Annotated in this window: 15 protein-coding genes; 5 read left to right on the top strand and 10 right to left on the bottom strand. The window is 43.3% G+C overall.

The genetic code is table 11. The features are described from left to right. Positions 1 to 58: 58 nt before the first annotated feature. The 10 genes from ACQ86K_RS21235 to ACQ86K_RS21190 form a co-directional block, all read right to left on the bottom strand. Positions 59 to 508 carry an SRPBCC family protein gene (locus tag ACQ86K_RS21235; RefSeq protein WP_091163360.1) on the bottom strand — a complete coding sequence of 150 codons (450 nt, stop codon included), beginning with the start codon at positions 506 to 508 and terminating at the stop codon, positions 59 to 61. Beyond that, entirely contained in the window at positions 505 to 831 is a 327-nt protein-coding gene (locus ACQ86K_RS21230) for an ArsR/SmtB family transcription factor (RefSeq protein WP_091163361.1), read from the bottom strand. The genes ACQ86K_RS21235 and ACQ86K_RS21230 overlap by 4 nt, the downstream gene beginning before the upstream one ends. Next, positions 812 to 1,261, bottom strand: coding sequence for an SRPBCC family protein (locus tag ACQ86K_RS21225; protein WP_091163362.1), 450 nt, complete (start codon positions 1,259 to 1,261; stop codon positions 812 to 814). Before ACQ86K_RS21225 ends, ACQ86K_RS21230 begins: the two co-directional genes overlap by 20 nt. A 240-nt stretch (positions 1,262 to 1,501) precedes the next feature. After that, positions 1,502 to 2,206, bottom strand: a complete 705-nt coding sequence (locus ACQ86K_RS21220) for a hypothetical protein (protein WP_431198714.1) — start codon at positions 2,204 to 2,206, stop codon at positions 1,502 to 1,504. Further along, positions 2,155 to 2,460: a hypothetical protein gene (locus tag ACQ86K_RS21215; protein WP_431198713.1), complete on the bottom strand. Its 306-nt coding sequence runs from the start codon at positions 2,458 to 2,460 to the stop codon at positions 2,155 to 2,157. Before ACQ86K_RS21215 ends, ACQ86K_RS21220 begins: the two co-directional genes overlap by 52 nt. Continuing rightward, positions 2,435 to 2,629, bottom strand: a complete 195-nt coding sequence (locus ACQ86K_RS21210) for a zinc finger domain-containing protein (RefSeq protein WP_431198712.1) — start codon at positions 2,627 to 2,629, stop codon at positions 2,435 to 2,437. The genes ACQ86K_RS21215 and ACQ86K_RS21210 overlap by 26 nt, the downstream gene beginning before the upstream one ends. A gap of 32 nt (positions 2,630 to 2,661) precedes the next feature. Further along, a complete protein-coding gene (locus ACQ86K_RS21205; RefSeq protein WP_091163364.1) occupies positions 2,662 to 3,777 on the bottom strand; it encodes an SPFH domain-containing protein in 1,116 nt (371 codons plus the stop codon). Between the two features lie 165 nt (positions 3,778 to 3,942). After that, complete coding sequence (locus tag ACQ86K_RS21200) at positions 3,943 to 5,817, bottom strand: RagB/SusD family nutrient uptake outer membrane protein (RefSeq protein WP_091163365.1); 1,875 nt, start codon at positions 5,815 to 5,817, stop codon at positions 3,943 to 3,945. A gap of 16 nt (positions 5,818 to 5,833) precedes the next feature. Next, positions 5,834 to 8,926 carry a SusC/RagA family TonB-linked outer membrane protein gene (locus ACQ86K_RS21195; protein ID WP_431198711.1) on the bottom strand — a complete coding sequence of 1,031 codons (3,093 nt, stop codon included), beginning with the start codon at positions 8,924 to 8,926 and terminating at the stop codon, positions 5,834 to 5,836. 881 nt (positions 8,927 to 9,807) lie between these two features. Then, on the bottom strand, positions 9,808 to 11,673 hold the full coding sequence (locus ACQ86K_RS21190) for a 7TM diverse intracellular signaling domain-containing protein (RefSeq protein WP_431200904.1): 1,866 nt from the start codon (positions 11,671 to 11,673) through the stop codon (positions 9,808 to 9,810). A 258-nt stretch (positions 11,674 to 11,931) separates the two neighbouring features. Here ACQ86K_RS21190 and ACQ86K_RS21185 point away from each other — a divergent pair, with 258 nt between their 5' ends. From ACQ86K_RS21185 to ACQ86K_RS21165, 5 genes are all read left to right on the top strand, one after another. Next, a complete protein-coding gene (locus ACQ86K_RS21185) occupies positions 11,932 to 15,357 on the top strand; it encodes a ligand-binding sensor domain-containing protein (protein WP_431198710.1) in 3,426 nt (1,141 codons plus the stop codon). Then, positions 15,321 to 16,085, top strand: a complete 765-nt coding sequence (locus ACQ86K_RS21180; protein WP_431200903.1) for a response regulator — start codon at positions 15,321 to 15,323, stop codon at positions 16,083 to 16,085. The genes ACQ86K_RS21185 and ACQ86K_RS21180 overlap by 37 nt, the downstream gene beginning before the upstream one ends. A gap of 374 nt (positions 16,086 to 16,459) precedes the next feature. Continuing rightward, positions 16,460 to 18,091: a SusC/RagA family TonB-linked outer membrane protein gene (locus ACQ86K_RS21175; protein WP_431198709.1), complete on the top strand. Its 1,632-nt coding sequence runs from the start codon at positions 16,460 to 16,462 to the stop codon at positions 18,089 to 18,091. 88 nt (positions 18,092 to 18,179) lie between these two features. Continuing rightward, positions 18,180 to 19,475, top strand: coding sequence for a SusC/RagA family TonB-linked outer membrane protein (locus ACQ86K_RS21170; RefSeq protein ID WP_431198708.1), 1,296 nt, complete (start codon positions 18,180 to 18,182; stop codon positions 19,473 to 19,475). 17 nt (positions 19,476 to 19,492) lie between these two features. Continuing rightward, positions 19,493 to 21,115, top strand: a complete 1,623-nt coding sequence (locus tag ACQ86K_RS21165; RefSeq protein ID WP_091163369.1) for a RagB/SusD family nutrient uptake outer membrane protein — start codon at positions 19,493 to 19,495, stop codon at positions 21,113 to 21,115. Positions 21,116 to 21,165 lie beyond the last annotated feature (50 nt).

The raw sequence follows: 21,165 nt of genomic DNA, 5'->3' as shown, positions 1-21,165 counted from the left end.
TTCAATATATTGATTAATAGAATGTTAGTTTTTACTTAGTTAGCTTTCGTTTCATTAACTAACTTTCTTTAGGGTTAGGTTCCCCTTTACCTGTAGTAATAAGATTGTGCAAACTTCCCGTAATATAACCGGTCCAGGCGTTTGAGCAAACCTCATAACATTCATGAGGTGGAACCAGGCCCTGGTGGGTGAAGCGGACTTGTGTTTTGTCGTCCTGTTCGGAAATTTCAAAGATCACTTTGGTGCCTTTCCATTCGGTTTGATCTTTGGTGAAACTAAAATAGTTGTCCAGTACAAGCCAAACCACTTTTTGGTTGGGAACAACTTCTGTTAATTTCAAGGTACAGCGGTGAAGGTCCCTGGCTTTGTAGGTAAACTCGTCATTGAGTTTTTCTGTGCCGCCTTTAACTTCTTCCGACCACCATCCGCGAACATTATTGATGGCATCATAAGCCTCTTTAGGGGTTTTATCTACTGAAATGGTTATAGTTAAATCCTGATCTTTCATTTTTTGTTCATTTTATCGTTCATTAAAACTCCCAGTTTGTCCAGTTTATCGCCCCAGAATTTATCATAGTAGGCTAACCAGGCCTGTAGCTCTTTAAAGCCGTCTTGCTTCAACACACAATGCCTTTCTCTGCCGATGTCTTGTATAGAGATAAAACCGGCATTGTAAAGCACTTTGATATGCTTTGAAACGGCCGGCCTGCTCATATCAAAGTTCTCAGCCAGTGAGTTGATTGTACGGCTGTCTTTTGAAAGCAGGTGCAGGATCTGCCTCCTGCTTGGGTCAGCAATTACCTGGAATACATCAAGCCTGTGCTGTTCCATCTTTTTCCGCGTTTATGATCTGCAGCATTTTATTGATAAGCACCAACCAGCCTTTTTCCATCGAGCTAAACATCAACGGGTTTACAGAGTCTGCAAAATCACGGTGTACCAGCAAAAGTTCGGTGCCATTATCTTTTTCGGTTAACATCCAGTTTACTGTCGAGTTGCTTAGTTCACCATTGCCCGGGCCGAATTTCCATGAATAAGAAAGTTTTTTGAAGGGGATAACCTCCAGGATCTTGCAATAAAAAATCCCGTCGAAATCCATTTCGGGCATAGGTTTGGCCCTGAGCTGAAATTCGTGGCCCAGTACAGGTTTCAGATCGCCGGGCATGAGCCATTGCGATATCAGTTCCTGATCGGTTAAAAATTCCCAAACCACTGCGGGTGGGTGCGGATAAAATAATTGGTGCTGAATAATTTTTGCCATGATAGGTAACCTTTAAGTTACTCAAATGTATATGTAACTTGTGAGTTACGCAAATTTATTTTTATTTTTATTTGGGATGTTCGAAAAAGCTTGTTAAAAATGTAGAGACGCATCGCATGCGTCTCCCACATGCAGATTACGATAGGCAAGCGCTGTGTAAAGGAAGCTTGCCCTATGGGAGACGCAATTATGCATCTCTACGTAAAATGATTGGGGACTTTGTGTTTTAGGGTAGCTTTTCTACGCGGGATGAGCGTTTTGATATAGGATCACCCCAATTATTATCAAGGTTATTACAAGTAGCACGGCCAGGATAATCTTAATGACGCTTACCGGGCGCTGGCCGATAACTTCACCGGTGCTGGCATTAACTGTAAATTGATAAATCTTGTTATTGTAGTTATAGGCACTTACCCAAACCGGTAACATCAGGTATTTTATAGCTTTATCAAAATATTGGGTGTCGGTGCTGTCGATTCTTTGCTCGTCTCCGCCTATGTCGTCCCGTATTGCCGAATTTATCGCTCCAACAGTTTGTTCGGCCGCTTTAGTAAAACCTTGTTCCGGGCCTAACTGGTAAGTTTCGGAACGGAAACCGCTCATATAACGTTCATCAAACTTAACCAGCATATTAAAGTTCCATGGGCCGAGTTTGGTAAGCGTTTTTTCGGGCAATGAGTTGCTGGCGGGGACCATCAAATCGCGAAAATCACATTCCACCCTTCCTGATGCATATGACCAATCAGTATGGCGTACCTGCCTGGTTCTGGTCTGCGATTTCCCGTCTACGGTTTCAGTATACGTTTCGGTGGTGTAGTAGTAATCGCCGCGCTCACCGCTATAATCGGTGATGGTGTAGGTATCATAAGTCCAGTGAGGGAGGTAAACACCTTTTAGCGCCGATGACGCATCACTAACTTTTTTGCCAGATCGTTTGGCGCCCACCACAAGCTTTTAAGCCATTTTTTGAAAAAATCAACACCCTGTTGTTGGGTAACGGCAAATGGCAAAATATAATGAGGCGGCACATATTGCTGTCCGCTTTCAAGGTCCAAAACCAGGGGAGCTGTACAAAACGGGCATTTATCCGAGGTTACAAACTGATCGAGGATGGTTTGAGAGCCGCAGCTTTTACAATTCACTACCTTAAGATCGGCACTTTGTTTATTGTTGTCAATACCGGCGACAAATTCTGTCATAATCATAAGGTAGAATATCGCGGCTGTCGGGGGCACTTTCAATGGCGTTGCTCACGCCACAGTAATCACACAGCAAATTATGGGTGCCGGGATTAAAGTGCAATAACGCCCCACAGCCCGAACAGTTTAAAGAGTTGTTTATAGCCGATGGGTTAACCTCGTTGTTCATTTCAGAAATATAGAATTAGGAATGATTATAGGTTAGGCTATTGGTGGAGGGACGTTACTAAATAATTCGGCTATTTCCTCAACAGATGATGCTACAGCCCAGGCAGCCATGCCTTTTTTCCAAACCATACTTTCCCTGCTTAGCTGCCCGCTGGCTATCATCGCATTGATGTCGTTTAATGAATGCGGACCGTCAGATTTGCCGTCTTTCGCAATATAGTACTGAACAGCGGGCTGGGGTGGAGGAGGCGGTACATTGCCACCGGTATTGTTGGGAGTAACCTGATTTTGCTGAAAGATATTGCCAACCTGGCCCATCATCGCAGCGCCAACACCAAGGCCCATACCGGCAGCACCTAAATTACCGCCTATGGTATTTTCGGCAGATTTTTCAATAGCATTGGCAGCCTGGAATTGTGCATAAGCGCCGAGATTACCCAATATGCCCATTTCGCTGCGTTTATCCAGCACCTGCTCAACTTCGGGTGGCAGGGAGATATTTTCGACTAATAGTTTGGTTAGGTTTAAACCAAGCTCAGCGAAATCGGGTTGGATAGATTCTGTTATGAATTTGCCCATTTCGTTGTAGTTGGCTGTCAGGTCAAGCACGTTTATCTTTGATTCGGCTACGGCATCCATCCCCCGCGAAACAACCGTGTTCCGCAACTGCTCATTGATATCGTCAATGATGAAATCGGGATTAGTGGCGGCGATTTCCTTAATAAATACTTTGGGGTCCAGAACCTTAAAGTTAAACGAACCAAATGCCCTCAGCCGCACCGGCCCAAATTCAGCATCGCGGATCATTACCGGGTTTTTGGTACCCCATTTTTGATTGGTGAACTGACGCAGGCTTACGAAGAATATATCAACCTTAAACGGGCTTTCAAAGCCATATTTCCAGCTCATTAAGGTGGTTAAAAGGGGCATATTCTGAGTTTGGAGCTCATAAGTACCGGGAGTAAATACATCGGCGATGAGTCCCTCGTTCATGAAAAGAGCGGCCTGCGATTCGCGAACAATAAGTTTTGCACCCATCTTTATAGCATTATCATGGCGCGGAAATTTCCATACAAGCGTATTTTGGGTGGTATCAACCCACTCTATTACATCTATAAATTCGTTACGAAGGATATTGAACAGGCCCATATTTTTTTGATATCAGGTTTAAATAATGATTAAATATGTGAAAAAAACAAATAGGTGAATGCGCCCACTGCTAATTATTTTATGTTTTTAAATCTGCATAAAATAAAAAACCGGACACTAATCAATTGACTAATGCCCGGCTCAAATGTTACAAAATGAACTAAATTAAGGAACGATCTTATCAAGCGGCGGGATATTGGTTTCAGCACCAGCGTATCCTTTACTTTGATTGATGTGACCATTTACGTTCAGGTCGATCTCGCTTTGCGGGACAGGCCACAGCACGTGATATGGTGAAATAGTATAGTGGTTACCCGAGTTGGTTACAACATTAGGGTTTTTGTAAAAATCGTTCTTCTCCATTATCCTGTCGTAAAAGAAGTTGCTTGTTGAAAAATTAGCTATGTTATAGCTTTTTCCGTTATAAGCGGCAATTCCTGTTTGCGCAAAAATGAAAGCGATACGGGTAAGCTCGGTTTTACGTGGCTCCTCCCAATACAGTTCTCTTTGGCGTTCGTCAAGTATAGTGCCGATATTAACTTTGCCCGGATCTGTTAACAACTGTGCATTTGCACGTGCCCTTACTTTGTTGATATCATCCATAGCAAGTGCGGTTTGGCCTTTCCATACGTAGGCTTCGGCACGCAACAGGTAGGTTTCGGCTAAGCGAAAAACATACCAGTCGGTGTTGGTACCACGCGGAGGGCTCCACCATTTATCAAGCGCAATAGGGCCCGAGCCTATGAACACTTTGTAATGCGGCCAGCCAAACCAGGCGCGGATGGTATCTTTTGCTCCATTTAGGAAGCGTTGATTTACGTTAGCATCAGTATACTGTTCCAAATGTTTACCGTACCAGGTAGGGTCGGAAGTTTTAATTGCAGGACTGTTGTAAACCAGGTCAGTCATGTTCATCCAGTTGCCGGGTGCATGCCTTAAGTCTGTATTATCTGTCCAAATGTACTTGGTAGCATAAGGTGTACCACGTAAACGGCCAATACCACGGCCATACCATAAAGTAAGCGGGAACTCTTCGGTTACTTTATCCGAGATACCCGGCTTTAATGCACCCGGAGTAAGAATAGTACCGTTATGCCACATCGGCACGCAGTTCCTCATCACCTGCGATCCGTTTGGTGTTGCTCCGTCAAGTGTTTCGCGGTCAAGCACTACGTATAAAGCTTCGGCATTGGTTCCCAGCGCTTTGTTTTCAGGCCTGTGAAGGTCCCAGATGATGTTTTTAGAAGCATCGCCGGCAACAATACCAAAACGGCTGGTCATAAGGTGATATGGGCCGTTAATAGCAACGTTGGCGGCTGCAATGGCATCATCAAATAAACCAAGTGCCAGATCAACTTTAGCTAAAAGGTGGGCAGCACCGCCTTTGGAGATGTCGCCTTTAGCGTTCGCATCGGTAAGGTTAGCTACGGCGAACTCCAGGTCTGTTTTCATTTGCTTTAGGATAACGATACGCTGGGTACTGAAGTAGCCGGTGTTTACCGCAGTTTCTTCTTTTAGCAGCAATGGCACATCGCCAAACTCATGCACTAAACGATAGTAGCGGTAAGCACGATGAAATAAGGCTGTCGCTTTTACCAGGTTTTTATCGGCGTCTGACGGCCATTTAATGTTATCCAGCCTCGATAAAATAACGTTACAGTCATGTATCCCCTGGTACCAGGCGCTCCAGTAGCGGCCTATCTTGTTATAGTCGTCGCTGTTTAAGTTTGCGGTAGGGGTGATCCGCGCGTTCAGATCCTGTGCCGGCGTGGTTTTATCGGTAGTACCTTCAACTGCGGCATCAGTAAATATCGATTCGGTAAGCAACGGGGCCGAGTCGCCAAAGTATTCAAATCTGACGCTTACATTTAATGTAGCCAAAGCTGCTTTAAATGCAGCAGGTGAGGTATAAGTTACGTCGGGTGTAAATTTTGAAGGTGCCTGCGGATACAGATCGGCCCGCTTGGTACAACCCCCGGTTATAAATATGGTTACCGCTGTTAAAGCCGCAGCCATGATGTTTTTGTTTATCTTGTTCATGTATTAAATCCCTCCTTTAAAAAACTACGTTAAACCCGGCTGATAAATATCTTGGAGTAGGACCGCCGTTTTGCGGATCCCAAAGCGGCCAGCTTGAAAACACAGCTGCATTGCTTGCGTTCACAAATAATTTGGCGCTTGATATGCCCAGGCGTTTGATGAGCTGCGGACTGAAAGTGTAGCCGATAGAAGCGGTTTGCAGCCTTACAAACGAAGCTTTACGCCAAACATTAATGGTTGTGCCTGATGAACCTGAGTTTAAACGGGCGTAATCATCAATCTCGTTATCAGGTGTCCAGTAAGGCAATACGTATGAGTTCATACGCGCAAAGCCTACGCTGCCCGGGTTGTTTAAAGCCTGGTTGTATTGCCTTAACTGACCAATGCTTGATACCAGCAGGAATGATACATCGAAATGTTTAAGGAAATTAAAATCATTGCGTAACGACCAGCTGAAGCGTGGATTGGTAGAGCCCAGAAATTGCTTATCGTCGTTGGTGAATTTAAAATCGCCGTTTACATCCTGCAGTTTAAAATCACCGGGTTTAGCGCCGTATTTAGCTGCTTCAGTAGCATCTGCGGTTTTCCAAACACCCAGGATCCTGTAATCCCAAACAGCGTTGATATCGTGACCAATGAACCAGCCGTTGCCGATATCATCTTTTTCAACATTGGTGGTAACGCCGTTGGCATCGGTAACCGGGAATGCACCATACAGGTGAACAATTTTGTTGCGGTTTAAGAAAAATGTTCCGCTGGCATTCCAGTTAAAGTTTTCGCTTTTGATGACCTTGCCGTCCAATGAAATTTCAAACCCTTTATTGTTAACCTGGCCGATGTTGGTATACGGGTTTGAGTTATTAGTACCACCTGGTAAAATGTTTAATGAATTGTAACCCTGAACGTCAAGGATACTGCGTTTAACCAGCAGGTCGGTAGTTTTACGATCATAAACATCAATAGAGCCGCTAAGCCTGTTGTGCAATACGGTGAAATCAAGCCCGATGTTGGGGCCCACGGTGCGTTCCCATTTTAAGGCAGCGTTTTGTAAGGTACTTACATAGATACCGCTGTTGTTAGTAACCGTACCCGAGTTGTTTGCCGTGGGATATTTAACGCCACCCAATACAGCCAATGAGATAGAAGGATCGGCGGTAGTAGTAGAAGTACGGTTACCGTTAGCGCCATAGCTGAAACGTAGTTTGCCATAATCCAGCCATTTAAAAGCATCACCTTTCATGAAGCTTTCATCACTGAATACCCAGGCAATTGCTCCAGAAGGGTATACCTCGCGTGGATGCTGCAAGCCAAATGCGGAGAAACCGTCGCGGCGTACAGTGGCGGTAACAATGTACTTGCCCAACAAGGTGTAGTTGATCCTGCCCATGATGGCATCGGCATTATAAATTCGGTCATCGCTGCTTTCAACAGGTAAATTACCGGCGCCTATGTTGTGGTAACCCAAAATATCGGTTGGGGTTAACTGTGTGTTTGAAGCATTGGTATACCAGGTTTGGTATTTTTCTTTGTTAAGCAGGAAGGTTGCATCAAAGCTATGGATGCCAAATGTTTTGTTCCAGCTTAAAATATTATCAAGGTTGTACCTGTAGCGGTTTTCTTGCGAGCGTATAGCTGTACCTCCAGAAAGTTCATTAGGGTTAGCTACCGGGCGGAAAAAGAAGTTCCGGTACGATTCGATGGTTGGCGCATAATTCACCGTATACTTAATACCGAAAGGAAGATCCAAACGGGCAAAAAGTACCGAGAACAGCGTGTTTTGAACCGCTACGTTTTGATTATAGCGGTTGCCGAGAAATGGGTTACGCTGGTTCAAACCGCTGTCATCGGTATCGATACGGCGTAATGAGCCATCGGCATTGTACACATCTCCATAAGGAGATGAGTTAATGATCTGCGTCCAGTCGGCTTCGGTAGCGTCAATACCCTGACCACTCAGCGGGGTGCTGGCTGCACCTTCATCGCGGCTTGCAAACTGCGCATTTACACCAAGGGTTAAAAATTTAGCAGCCTTACCTTCCAGGTTTACGCGGAAACGTCCGTCGGTATACTGGCCGCCCTGGATCAGGTTCTGGTTTTTGGTGTAGTTGCCCGATACATAATATTTAACGGTTTCTGAACTTCCCGAAAAGCTGCCGGTATAATCCTGGCGGAAGCCATTGCGGAAAATCAGTTTTGACCAGTCGGTCATTTTACCAGCCTGGTAGTTGGCAATCTCGTTAGGGAATAAGCCCAAACGTTGCAGCCAGATGGTAGTTGGGTCGCCTGTAGCACCATTGAGGAACTGGGCAAGCGTTACACCATCGGGCAGTTTGTTAGGGTTGCTGTAATAGTAATAAGGATTTGAAGTATTAGAACTGCGGGCACCGTCGGCACGCCAGTTAAGAAAGCCGTCGCCGGTGTAATATTTTTGATTTTGCAATAGTTGAGCGATACCAAAGTTGGCATTCAAGGTGATTTGGGTGCCGCCTTTTTTACCTTTTTTAGTGGTAATGGCTACAACGCCGCCAGCAGATTGAGCACCGTATACAGCAAGTGCGCTTGGGTCGCGCAGTACATCAACGCGGTCGATATCGTTAGGGTTGATATCAGCCAGCTGGCCGGGATAAATAACACCATCCAATACGATAACAGGCTGTACGTTGCCCGAAAGAGAGGCTTTACCCCTGATCTGCAGGTCGCCTGTACCGCCGCCTTTGGCTGAGGTATTCAATGCAACCGATATCCCCGGGATGTTACCCCTGATAATGTCTGTAGCACTGGCCGGGTGTTCATTTTCCAATTTCTCGGCCTTAACACTGCTGATGGCACCGGTAACATCTTTAACGGCACGTGTGCCGTAACCTATAACTACAACTTCTTCCAACTGTTTGTTGGCATCGGCCAGTGTTACATCAATTGTTGTGCGTCCATTAACTGGCTGCTCTTGTGTGGCCGAACCCACAAAGCTGAAAACGAGTATAGCGTTGCTGTTGGCTGTGATAGAATAGCTGCCTTTTAAATCAGTAACTGTTACCGCACCTGTCGACTTGTTTTTTACAGTAGCGCCAGGTATTGGCAGACCCTGGCTGTCTTTAACAATACCTTTCACGGCAATGTCCTGTGCGAACGTGCGTGTTAGTATTGTAATAAGTAAAACAAAAATTAGCGTAATTTTTTCTTCATAATTAATTGCTGTTTAATTGGTTAAGCAGCCCATGGCTGCCGGAACGGGCTATAGGCAAACCTGGTTTACACCATAGCGATGCAGGTAAATAACTGCTATGCAATCTTTACTTCATATAAGCGATTTGTTGGTTAAGCGTATTACTAATTGGTATTTGGTGGGGTAAATGTAACGCGGAATAAACCAATAATGCAATAGTTTGATTGTGTGTAAGTTATTGATTTTAAGATGTTTAAATCAATTTTGATACGTTTTGATAACGAGGAACTCAAACGTTGAAGTGGCGTATTTACAGCAGGTTACACCCGGTTTGTTTTTGCAGCTGATACGCTTGATGAACAAGAAAAAAAGTGAAAATAATTTAAAAAATGACAAAGGAGGAGATCGGGGAGATGGTTAATACTTGTTTTATAATGATAAAAATGAGGTTTTCACGCTATGAGGGTCCTCTGCGAGCTTGGGTTAACGCACAAAACTAATAGCAAATGGCTATTGCCAATCGACTGATTAGCGTAGGTTGAACCCCCTCTGGGTTTCGTAAAAGTGGGGAAGGATATTTCTACAAACCTTTTCCCGCTCTGGGTGACTAATAAACAAACATTAATTGAGATGTACTGACAGGTGGTGCACCAGAGGTGCAAAAGGTTTGCAGCTTCCAGTTCCAGTGGTAATCCTTTGCCCAGAGGGGCAAAACAAGGAGCTTTGCTGAATAAATCATCGTCGGCCACAACGGCGTCGTGTTTATAGCAAATATGGAGTATGTTTTAGCGCGTAGGTGCCTTCTATCGATATTCAGAAAGTTTACCTCACATCACCAACACCGTCCAGCCTTGCTGATCATTCTTCTTTCGTGATTTTTTCTTTTCATGCAACACTTTTTTTATGCGGATGGCGTAAGTCCAGCAGGTGCTTTGGCGGATATCGAGCTTTTCGGAAAGCTGGTGCGATGATATCGTGCCGTTAGTACTGTAAATAAGATAGGTTAGATAAAAAGCCTTATTGATAGGGATGCGGCTGTTTTGAAATATGGTATTATGCAGCGCTGATTCTTCATAACTGCATTTGGTACAGCGGCGGCTGTGCGGCAACCTTCCGGCACAATATGTTGTATTTGAGCAGCGGGTACAAATAAAGCCGTCTTTCCATTTTAAAGCCGACAGGAATTTAAAACAGGTTTCCTGGTCGGGATACTTTGCGCTGAATTCTTCATAGCCCAACTCTGTAGATAACGCGCGTGATTCGGTAACCTTTTCAATGTTTGTTTTGAGCTGAACATTATCTTTTTCAAGCAAGACATTCATTCTTAATATTTCACCAGCCTGCTTTTCCAACTGCTGGTTGGCCCGTAACAATTCTCTGTTTTGGTTTTCGATGATCTGGCTTTGTTGCCTCACCTCGTTTGATTTTTCAACCAGTTCGTGTGTACGGATTTCAACCTGGCGCTCCAATTCCTCATTTATCGAATCCTTCAACTGGCTGTTCAATTGCATTTGCCGTATGGTTTCTTCATGGGCTGCATCCTTCTCTTTCCGCAGGATCCTTACCTGGTCGCCAATGGCAAATGATAACAGTACCATCTCAATAATAAAACAAAAGCTGAGGCTATAGTAACTTATAGGAGCTGGTAAAAAGTAAGTATAACCAAGAGCGGTAAGAGCTTTAACTATAAAGCCCACAAACAAAATGGAGTAGGCCAGCACAAAAAAGCGGGCCGGCTTGTAACCGTTTTTATAGATATACACACCGGTAGCAAAAGCCAGCGATAGCGGAATCACTTCAACAAACTTATATACAAACAGCGAATTGTTGAAGAAAAGGCAATACAGAAAATAGGTGGTGCGCAGCAATATCACACAATTGATTATCCTGTTTAATTGCGGAGCTTTTGTTTTAACCTGCAATAACTCCTTGCTGAATATCAGGGCACAAATACTGGTAAAATATAGGGCAGTGCCGTTCCCGTAATTATTTAAAGCCGGCGCTCCCGGCCATAAATATTGGAACGCGATACCATCGGCACTCATTTCGTAAAGGCCTACGCTTAAAATGTAAAATACGTAGTACAGGTATTGTTTCTTTTTAACCGCAAGGAACATGAGTAGGTTATGGAAACAAAAAATAAGGATCATGCCATAAAACAGGCCGTAGGTTAAGTATTCGTTAAGCGCATAATGAATAAAGTAATTAATGGTACGGTAAACTATAATAACATTTACCGCATTGTGCGATTTGATCCTGAAATAATAAGTATGATAACCAGGTTTGGTATCTCCGATCTGAAACTCAAAGTTTTTATGATGAAAAAGCCTGCTGTTGAAATTAAGGCTAGCGCCCGATTCACTTTTGATATAGTTACCTGCCGCATCAGGCATATAAGCCGTTACCTCATCGGTTGTTTGATCAAACAGCTCAATAATGCTGTTGTTGTTTACAGGTTCGCTAAAGTACATCCGCACGCGAAACCAGTAAGCAGAGTTTTTATAGTGATTGCTGGGATAGTATGAGCTGTTTTCGTTAAAAGAGGAGCTTATTTCCTGTATATCCCGGAAAGTTAGCTTGCCGGTGCTATCCTGCAGGTATTTTACCTCGTTAAGGGTAAACTTATGTTGCTGAACACTTTTATCAACCCGGAGTATATTTTGAGCACGAGAAGTAAGTGCCCATAGGCATATAAAAAAACAAATAAATACTTAGTCAATGCAGGTAAATGTTTAATCAAATGTTTTCAATAAGTAGTGTAGCTTGCAATAATTTAAAATGCATAATTATTGCATTCTCCCATTTTTTGGGATGACGGCCATACACAATAATGTTTATTAAGAACAGGTTTATAATATCCCAAATATAATTAATTGTTAATTATTTGTCGTTGCTGGTTGCTCTATTTTCTTTATGTTTTCTGACACGCTTTTGATGGATTGTAATTCACGATGTATCAAAATAGGATAAAATTTGCGAATGAAAGCCTGCTACATTTTGATACCTTTGGCAACAACCAGTTATTAATTACGGCGGATGTTTCAGCAATTAAAGGCCTTTTTGCTCATTTTTTTATATGCTATTCTTTAGCAGCCATAGCAAAAGGCCCTGGTTTCCCGGTTAGGTATTTAGGTATTGAAGATGGCCTTTCAAACAATGCGGTAACCTGTATTACGCAGGATAAATATGGCTTTATGTGGATGGGAACTTATGACGGCCTCAACCGGTATGACGGCTACACATTTAAAGTCTTCCGGAACATCTGGGGCGATAAAAACTCGCTCGTCAATAATCACATTAAATCCATTAATGCCAGCGGCGGGCGAATATACGTGGGAACCGAAAAAGGACTCATGTATTTTGATTATGCCGACTCACGCTTTCACGCGCTTTATTGTTATAATGAAAAGCATGAGCCCATTAAAATTGGGTTTAATATCAATGAGATAGTCTCCGACCGGTCGGGCAATATTTTCGCGACCAATGGTACATACGGCTTCCTAAAATTTGGGAAAACAGATACCATTGGCAAAGAGATCCTGTATGATGTCAAAAAACAACAGTTTAATACAATTGCTGCCCAGATGGATACGCAGGGCACTATCTGGATTCTGGTAAACGGGGTTGGGCTTGGCAGGTACGATGCAGCGGCTGAAAAGATAAAAATTGTATCCCAAGAACTGGCATATGCAGGTTGTATGACCATTGATGGAAAAGGTAAAATTATTGCAGGCGCAGGTAATGAATTATGGATGTATGATCCTGTCACCTTGAAAACTACGCGGCTGGAGAACGGGCTTAACAAAGTGACCAACAACAATATTTTCAGCCTCACCACAACTAGAAACGGCGATATCTGGGTTGCAACCAATGGGGGAGGGATTAAAGTTTGGAACCCGGAGACCAATACGCTCATCTATATCAATGCAGGCGAAACACCTAACAGCTTACGGAGCGATGCTGTTGATGCTGTTTATGAGGATGATGAATCCCGGATCTGGATAGCAACCTTACGGGGTGGCGTGAACATTATTGACCGTAAACCGGCCTCATTTCATGTGTTCGCGCATGATGCTTTTAATAAAAACAGTGTTATCAATAATTTTATCCTGTCGTTTTGCGAAGATAAGCAGCATAATGTATGGATTGGCACTGACGGCGGCGGGTTAAATTACTGGAACACGAAAACAAATACGTTTACTGCCTATGTACACCAAAATATTCCGGGATCTATCAGCAGTAATTTTGTTGTAAGTATTTTAAACGACTATACCAATAAGATTTGGGTGGCAACCTTTAATGGTGGCATTGATGCGTTTGATAATGCAACCGGCCGGTTTAAACATTATAGCTGTTATAACCCGGTAGATAAAAAAGAAGAACGGAATTTTTGGAAGCTTTATGAAGATTCGCAGCACCGTTTGTGGGCAGGCAGTACCTGGGGAGGGGCATTGTTTTTGTACAACCGAGCCAAAGATCAGTTTGAACTTTTTGATAACAGCCTGGTAAATCTCCACGCGCTTTTTGAAGATCACAGAGGTAATTTGTGGGCGGGAAATTATAGTCGTCTCATCAAAATAGATGTTCAGCATAAAAAACACCAGGTTTATTTTGTCGGCCAGGCCATCAGGGCTATCACCGAAGATAATAAACGCAATTTATGGATTGGTACCGAAGGCGGAGGGCTGCTTCAATATAATACCGACACCCATCAGTATAAAAGATATACCGAATCGGCAGGGTTACCGAGCAATACTGTACTGAATATATTGGTTGATAACAGCGGGAATTTATGGTGCAGTACTTATAACGGCCTTTCTAACTTTAATGTAACAACGGAAAAGATCACCAATTACAACGCATCTGATGGATTACAAAGTAACCAGTTTAATTACAACGCGGCCCTAAAACTGGCATCAGGCAAAATGTTGTTCGGCGGTATAAAAGGGTTTAATTTGTTCTCGCCTGATAGTATTGCTCCTTACGCGCACCAGCCCCGGCTCATGCTTTCTGATTTTAAAATAAACAATGTATCAATTGAACTCGATAGTGCCTATGGCCTAAAACTGCCGTTAAATGAATTAAAGAAAGTAACTATCCCGTTTAGCCAGGCTACGCTGAACATCAGTTACACAGCGCTTGAATATTCATTTCCCGAAAAGATCTCCTACGCCTATTACCTTGAGGGCTGGGACCATGGCTGGAACTATGTAGGCAAAATAAAGTCGGCCTATTTTTCGCGTCTCAATGAAGGCTCCTATACACTGAAAATCAGGGCTACCAATACGGAAGGGCAGTGGACAGCGCCACCCATTACCATTAAAATTATTGTTTTGCCACCATGGTACCGCACCTGGTGGGCCTATGTAATTTACCTGTCATTAATAGTTGCTATAGGTTACGCGTTTTACAGGTACAGATTAAACCAGGCCAGGCTCAGGTTTAAGGTAAAGCTGGCCAACCTGCAGGTGGAGAAAGAAAAGGAGCTCAACGAAAAGAAGCTGACTTTCTTTACCAATGTATCGCATGAGTTCAGGACTCCGTTAACGCTTATTATTAACCCTATAAAGGACCTCCTTAATCAAAGTAAAGGCAATACCGAAGAGTTGAGCACGATATACCGCAACGCACGCCGTTTGCTGGGGTTGGTTGATCATTTGCTCCTTTTCAGAAAAACCGAAAGTGAAAATGCGTCGCTTAAAGTGAGCAGGTTAAATTTTGTTACTTTATGTAATGAGGTTTATTCGTGCTTTATTCAGCAAGCCAAAATTAAACACCTTAATTATACCCTCGCAGGTGGAGCAGATGCCATTGAAGTATACTGCGACCTGGAAAAGATAGAAATAGCCTTATTTAACCTTATTTCAAACGCTATAAAATTTACTCCGGATAAGGGGATTATCCACGTTGTAATTGAACAGGACGATGTTTATGTATATTTTAAGGTAATTGATAATGGTATAGGCATAAATACCGAAGCGGGCGACAGGCTGTTTGATAAATTTTACCAGGCAAAGGATAAAAATTATTTCCGCAAGGGTTTTGGCATAGGCTTATACCTGGTTAAGGTTTTTATAGAAAGTCATAAAGGTAATATCCGCTACTCTAATAATCCCGATGGGGGGACAACTTTCGTGCTTGCGTTGCCAAAGGGCAAATCACATTTTTCGGAGGATGTTATTGCTGACGATGTTGTGCCAGATTACACTTACGTAAATGACCTTATTGGCGAAGATAACAAGGATGTTATGCCGGAAGATGAGGACTTGGCGGCATTGGAACTCTTCAGTTCGGCGCGGCATACGCTTATCGTGATTGATGATAATGATCAGATCCGTTCATACATCAAAAAATTTTTACGCCGGGCTATAACGTAATCGAGGCACAGGACGGTACTACTGGCCTCGAACTTATCAAGAAGCATATTCCCGACGTAATTATAAGCGATATTGTAATGGACGGCATTAGCGGACTTGACCTGTGCCGGATTGTTAAGGAAGATCAGGCTATAAACCATATCCCTGTTATCCTATTAACCGGGGACACTACGCCTGATATTATGCTTAGAAGTATAGATGAGGGAGCCATTGATTTTTTACGCAAACCATTTGATAAAGAATTGCTGATAGCCCGGGTAAAAAGTGTATTGCGCAATAAAACCGAGCTCCAAAACTATTTTTATAAGGAAGTTACCAAGAAAAGTACCGGCCGTAGCATCTCCCAGGAAAACAAAGACTTTCTGAATAACTGTATTTCGGTAATTGAGCATTATTTTACCGACGATAAGTTCGATGTATACGTGCTGGCTAAAGAGATCGGCATCAGCTATGCAACGTTATTTAAACGTCTTAAAAACATCACGGGGCAATCGGTCAATAACTTTATCCGGTTTGTGCGCCTGCGCAAAGCTGCCGAATTATTGATCCAAACCAATTGTAATGTCAACGAAGCCGCTTTCCAGGTTGGCTTTAGTGATGTGAAATATTTTCGCGAACAATTCTTCAAACAGTACGGCATCAACCCGTCTGATTTTATCAAAAAGCACCGCGCCAATTTTCAAATTTCGTATCGACTGAACGAGTTCGAAAAAAGCTCTTCCAAATAGCCCGCCTTTATTAGGATGATATTCCATCACTCTGAAAGCTTGCTGAAATAAAATAAAAGTGAATTTGACACTTATTTTCTCGTGTATTCTACAGAAATCATCAAAAAGGCGTGTTTTTGTATGTTTTGACCCCGGTAATTTATAGTTTTACCCCTCTCTCGTAATGCCAAATTACGCTTATTTCGTTCCAACCGACAGGCAATAATCAGTACCAATATTTTATTGCCGGCAATTCATAAACTAAAAATTAATGCAATGAAAGTTTCAAAAATGCGCAACCGGGCAGCTTTTGCCATGGTGTTAAACCAGCCTGGATAGGCTCAGTTACCGCCCAAAATTCCAAATTAAATGAACCCTATAAACCAAATTAAATTATGAAATATAGATTTACTCTCTTAAAAAGTTTTTCCGTATTGCTTTTAATGATGATGCTCACAGGCATTGCTCAGCTGGCAAGCGCGCAAACAAAAATTAATGTAAAAGGTGTTGTAAAAGATGCCACCGGCAATGTGTTGCCCGGTGCAACTGTAAACATCCAGGGCACAACCCAATCAACCACAACCGATGTTAATGGCGCTTTTAAAATGGAAGTTGCCGAAGGCTCAACGTTAAAGATCTCTTTTGTGAGCATGATAACCAAATTCATTGAGGTTACAAAAAATACCACCACACTAAATATCGTACTTGAAGATAGTAACAAGCAGCTTAATGAAGTTGTAGTAGTAGGTTACGGTACGCAAAAACGATCGGACGTTACCGGCTCTGTTACAACGGTGCCTAAGTCCCGCTTGTCGCAGTTGCCTGTTACAAACGTTTTGCAGGCCGTAGAGGGAGCGGTTGCCGGGGTAACTGTAACCACATCATCCTCAATTCCTGGTCGCCAGCCTTCAGTTACGGTTAGGGGGCAAAACTCTATCTCGGCTGCTTCTGGCCCTTTTGTGGTAGTTGATGGTATCCCGCTTACCAAAAGTGGAGGATCACTTAATGATATTAACCCCAACGATATTGCATCAATGGAGATCCTTAAAGATGCTTCCGCCGTTGCTATTTATGGTGCTAACGGCTCGCAGGGCGTTATCCTGATCACTACAAAACGTGGTACTACTGGTAAACCTGTAATTCGTTACAATGGATATGCCGGCTATGAAAATCTGGGGCATATACTTGAACCACGTGGTCCGGCCTCATTTACCCAGAAGTTCCTTGATTATGAGTCGCAAAACCACTTAACCCAGCAATTTCCCGAGCCGGTGTATAATAACTCTGAAAGGGCTAACTACGCTGCCGGCCGCACTATTGATTGGGTAAAAGAAGTTACCCAGCAAGGCTTTATGCAGGATCACAACCTGAGTGTAACAGGCGGTACCCCTGATGTTAAATACTTTTTATCAGGCGATTACCTAAAACAAAAAGGTGTGATAAAAGGCTATCAGTATAACCGTGCAAGCGTACGTTCAAACTTGGATGTAAACGTAACCAGCTATCTGAGTGTAGGCGCCAATTTGTATTTCGCCAATAATAATTATGATGGCGGCAGGGCAAACTTACTCAACGCTACAGCCATGAGCCCCTATGGTAACATATATAATGCTGATGGCACTTATGCCATTTACCCAATGGCCCCCGAACAGCTATATGTTAATCCTCTGCTTGGTTTAACTACCGACCAGATAAACCGAAGCGTGAATATAAGCGGCAACGGCTATGCCGAAGTAAAATTTGGCGGTGTACTCAAAGGTTTAAAATACCGCTTAAATGCCGGGTATACTTACCTGCCTACCCGTGTAGACGGCTATAGCGGCCGTTTGGCTAATACACCTTTAGGTTCGGCAACCGCGGTAAGTTCCGAAACAAATAGCTACACGCTGGATAATCTGTTGCTTTATACCCGCGATTTTGGTAAGCACCGGATCGATTTCACCGGCTTATACAGTGCTCAACAACGTAAATATTTCATTTCGGGAATAGCCGGTACTGGTTATATAAACGACGAGACTGTCATTTAACCAGATTGGTATTGGCGCAACAGTATCAGGTGCAAGTGTAAATGGCTTTTCAGGGAGCTATTCAGACAGATATGCGCTTAATTCGCAAATGGCCAGGTTGAATTATTCATATGACAGCAGATATCTGGTAACCCTGACCGTAAGGCGCGACGGTTCATCAGTATTTGGTGCCAATACTTCCAAATATGGCTGGTTCCCGGTTGCAGCCCTTGGTTGGAATGTAAGTAATGAAGATTTTCTCAAAAACTCCAAACTGATCAATAGCTTAAAGCTTAGGGCATCATATGGTAAAACAGGTAACGAGGCTGTAAGTGTTTACAGAACCATTACATCGGATGGTACGGTAAGGTTTCCTTTTAATGGGGTAAGCACCGTAGGCATACAAGCAAGCAACCTTGGTAATGGCAACCTGCACTGGGAGAGCACTAATCAGGCTAATATCGCGGCCGACTTTTCTGTGTTAAATAGCAGAATCAGCGGTACCGTGGAATATTATGATTCAAGAACAACCGGGCTATTGTTAAACCGTGCACTACCAACCATTACCGGTTACAACCAGGTTGTTGATAACATAGGTAAGGTAGCAAATAAAGGTATCGAGGTAACGCTAAATACCCGCAATATTGATGGCAAAGATTTTAGATGGGAAAGCACTATTGTGTTTGCAGCTAATAAAAATAGAGTTGTTGCCCTTTATGGCGATGGCAAAGATGATATTGGCAACAAATGGTTTATTGGCAAACCTATCAATGTAATATATGATTATAAAATGACCGGTGTTTGGCAAACAGGTGAAGATCCCTCCAAGCAGGATCCCGTTGCTAAGCCGGGGGATTTGAAATTTGCCGATATTAACGGCGATGGTAAAATTACTGCCGATGGTGACAGGGTAATATTGGGACAGCAGGACCCTAAATGGACGGGCGGTTTAACCAACACATTTCATTATAAGAATTTCAACCTAAGCATCTTTGTACAAACGGCACAGGGCATGTTAAAAAATAACGCCGATTTAAATTATGCCGACGAATCGGGCAGAAGAAATACGCCTGCCGCGGTTGGTTACTGGACACCAACTAATAATAGCAACGACTTTCAGTCATTAACTTATACCAACACGCGTGGTTATGGTTATCCGCGTAATGCCAGTTACACCCGTATTAAAGATGTGACTTTTAGTTACGTAGTTCCTCAAAGATTGCTTGATAAAGCAGGCATAAGCGGTTTAACCTTTTATTTAAGCGGTAGAAACCTGAAAACGTTTACAAACTGGATAGGATGGGACCCTGAGGCCAATTACTCAACCCGCGGATCGGGCGATTGGGTAAATAATTATCCACAAACCCGTACAATCATTTTAGGTGCTAATATTTCTTTAAAATAACTAACCCGTAAAAAGACATGAAAAACTATTCAGCAATATTACTCTTTGCAGGTGTGTTAACAGCATTCGCATCTTGCAAAAAATCATATCTCGACGAAAAACCATACTCGTCATATACTCCCCTTACTGTTACCGATTCATTGGGTATGGAGGCATCGGCAATAGGTTTATACAACCTTGAAACCGGTATCCTAACCTATTCAGGTGCGCAAGGCTGGCCAAGTGTTTGGCAGGTAGGTACCGATGTGGCGAACGCTACAGCCCAGCAGCAGGGGATAGAGGTGCCTTATTATAATTATAGTGCGCTGGCACCACAGGATGACGCCGCCAAATATATCTGGGGCAAATATTATGCGATGATCAATAACGCTAATATTATAATTGACAATGCTGAAAATCCATCAAATACAAAATTAGGATCTATAGGAAAAAAGCAAGTGGAAGCAGAGGCCAAGTTTTTCAGGGCCTATGCCTACAATAACCTGGTTACCTTATTTGGTAAAGTGCCGCTTACTGATCACGCTTTAACTGTTCCGAAGATAAACTTTACCCGTGCGTCTCTTGATGATTTAAACGCGCTTATTACCAGTGACCTTAACTATGCAGTTACTAACCTGGCCGACCTGAATGCCGGTACCGCGAAAACAAACGCTCAGGGTAAGCCGGTTGGCAGGGCTAACAAATATATGGCAATGCAGTTGTTAGCCGAAGCTTATCTGCGTATGGGTAAAAACGACCTTGCTGAGCAGCAAGCTCAAGCCATTATCAATAGTGGCAAATTTAGCCTGATCAAAGCCCGTTACGGCGTAAGGGCAGGTGGCGCAGGCGATTACTATTCAGATATGTTTGTATATGGCAATCAACGCCGTGCGCAAGGCAACGCCGAAGCTATCTGGGTGCTTGAGCAGGAAAATTCATCAGTTGTTGTAGGTGGAAATGTGGATAATGCTCAGCAACGCAGGGTGTGGGGCGCGGCATACTATCAGATTCCGGGAATGTTGCCTTGCGATTCCTTAGGTGGTCGTAGTATCGGGAGATTAAGATTAAGTAACTGGGTGCTTTATGGGCTGTATCCACAAGGGGACATTCGTAATTCACAATACAATATTAAAAGACAATACTATTACAATGATCCTAAGTACCCTGCGTTATTAGGAAAACCTGTACCATTTGCTGGCGCGGATACCTTATTCAGGATTTGCCCGAGTACAACTAAATGGGGCGCGTTTGATCCTAACGATACTTTTGGCTACGCCATGATCAAGGATTTTATCATGATGCGTTTAGGTGAAACTTACCTGCTACTCGCCGAAGCACAGTTTAAACAAGGTAAAACTGCTGATGCAGCCACTTCTATTAACCTGTTAAGGACGCGGGCCAATGCACCACAGGTAACGGCCGCGCAAATGACACTTGATTTTATACTTGATGAACGTGCCAGGGAATTGATCGGCGAGGAAAACCGCCGCCAAACCTTGATGCGTACAGGTACACTGGTTGACCGTGCCACGCGGCTTAATAGTAACGATGCCGTTCACCCAACAACCGGGCTCGCAGCTAAGAATCTGCTGCTACCTATCCCTCTGTCTGAAATTCAGTTGAATAAAGATGCGGTGCTGGAGCAAAACCCGGGTTATTAATTAAAACACAAATAAAAAGTAAGGGCAATATCCATTGCCCTTACTTTTAC

Source organism: Mucilaginibacter sp. P19 (assembly GCF_050632265.1).
GTDB lineage: Bacteria > Bacteroidota > Bacteroidia > Sphingobacteriales > Sphingobacteriaceae > Mucilaginibacter > Mucilaginibacter gossypii.
This window is presented reverse-complemented; position numbering and strand designations above follow the sequence as displayed.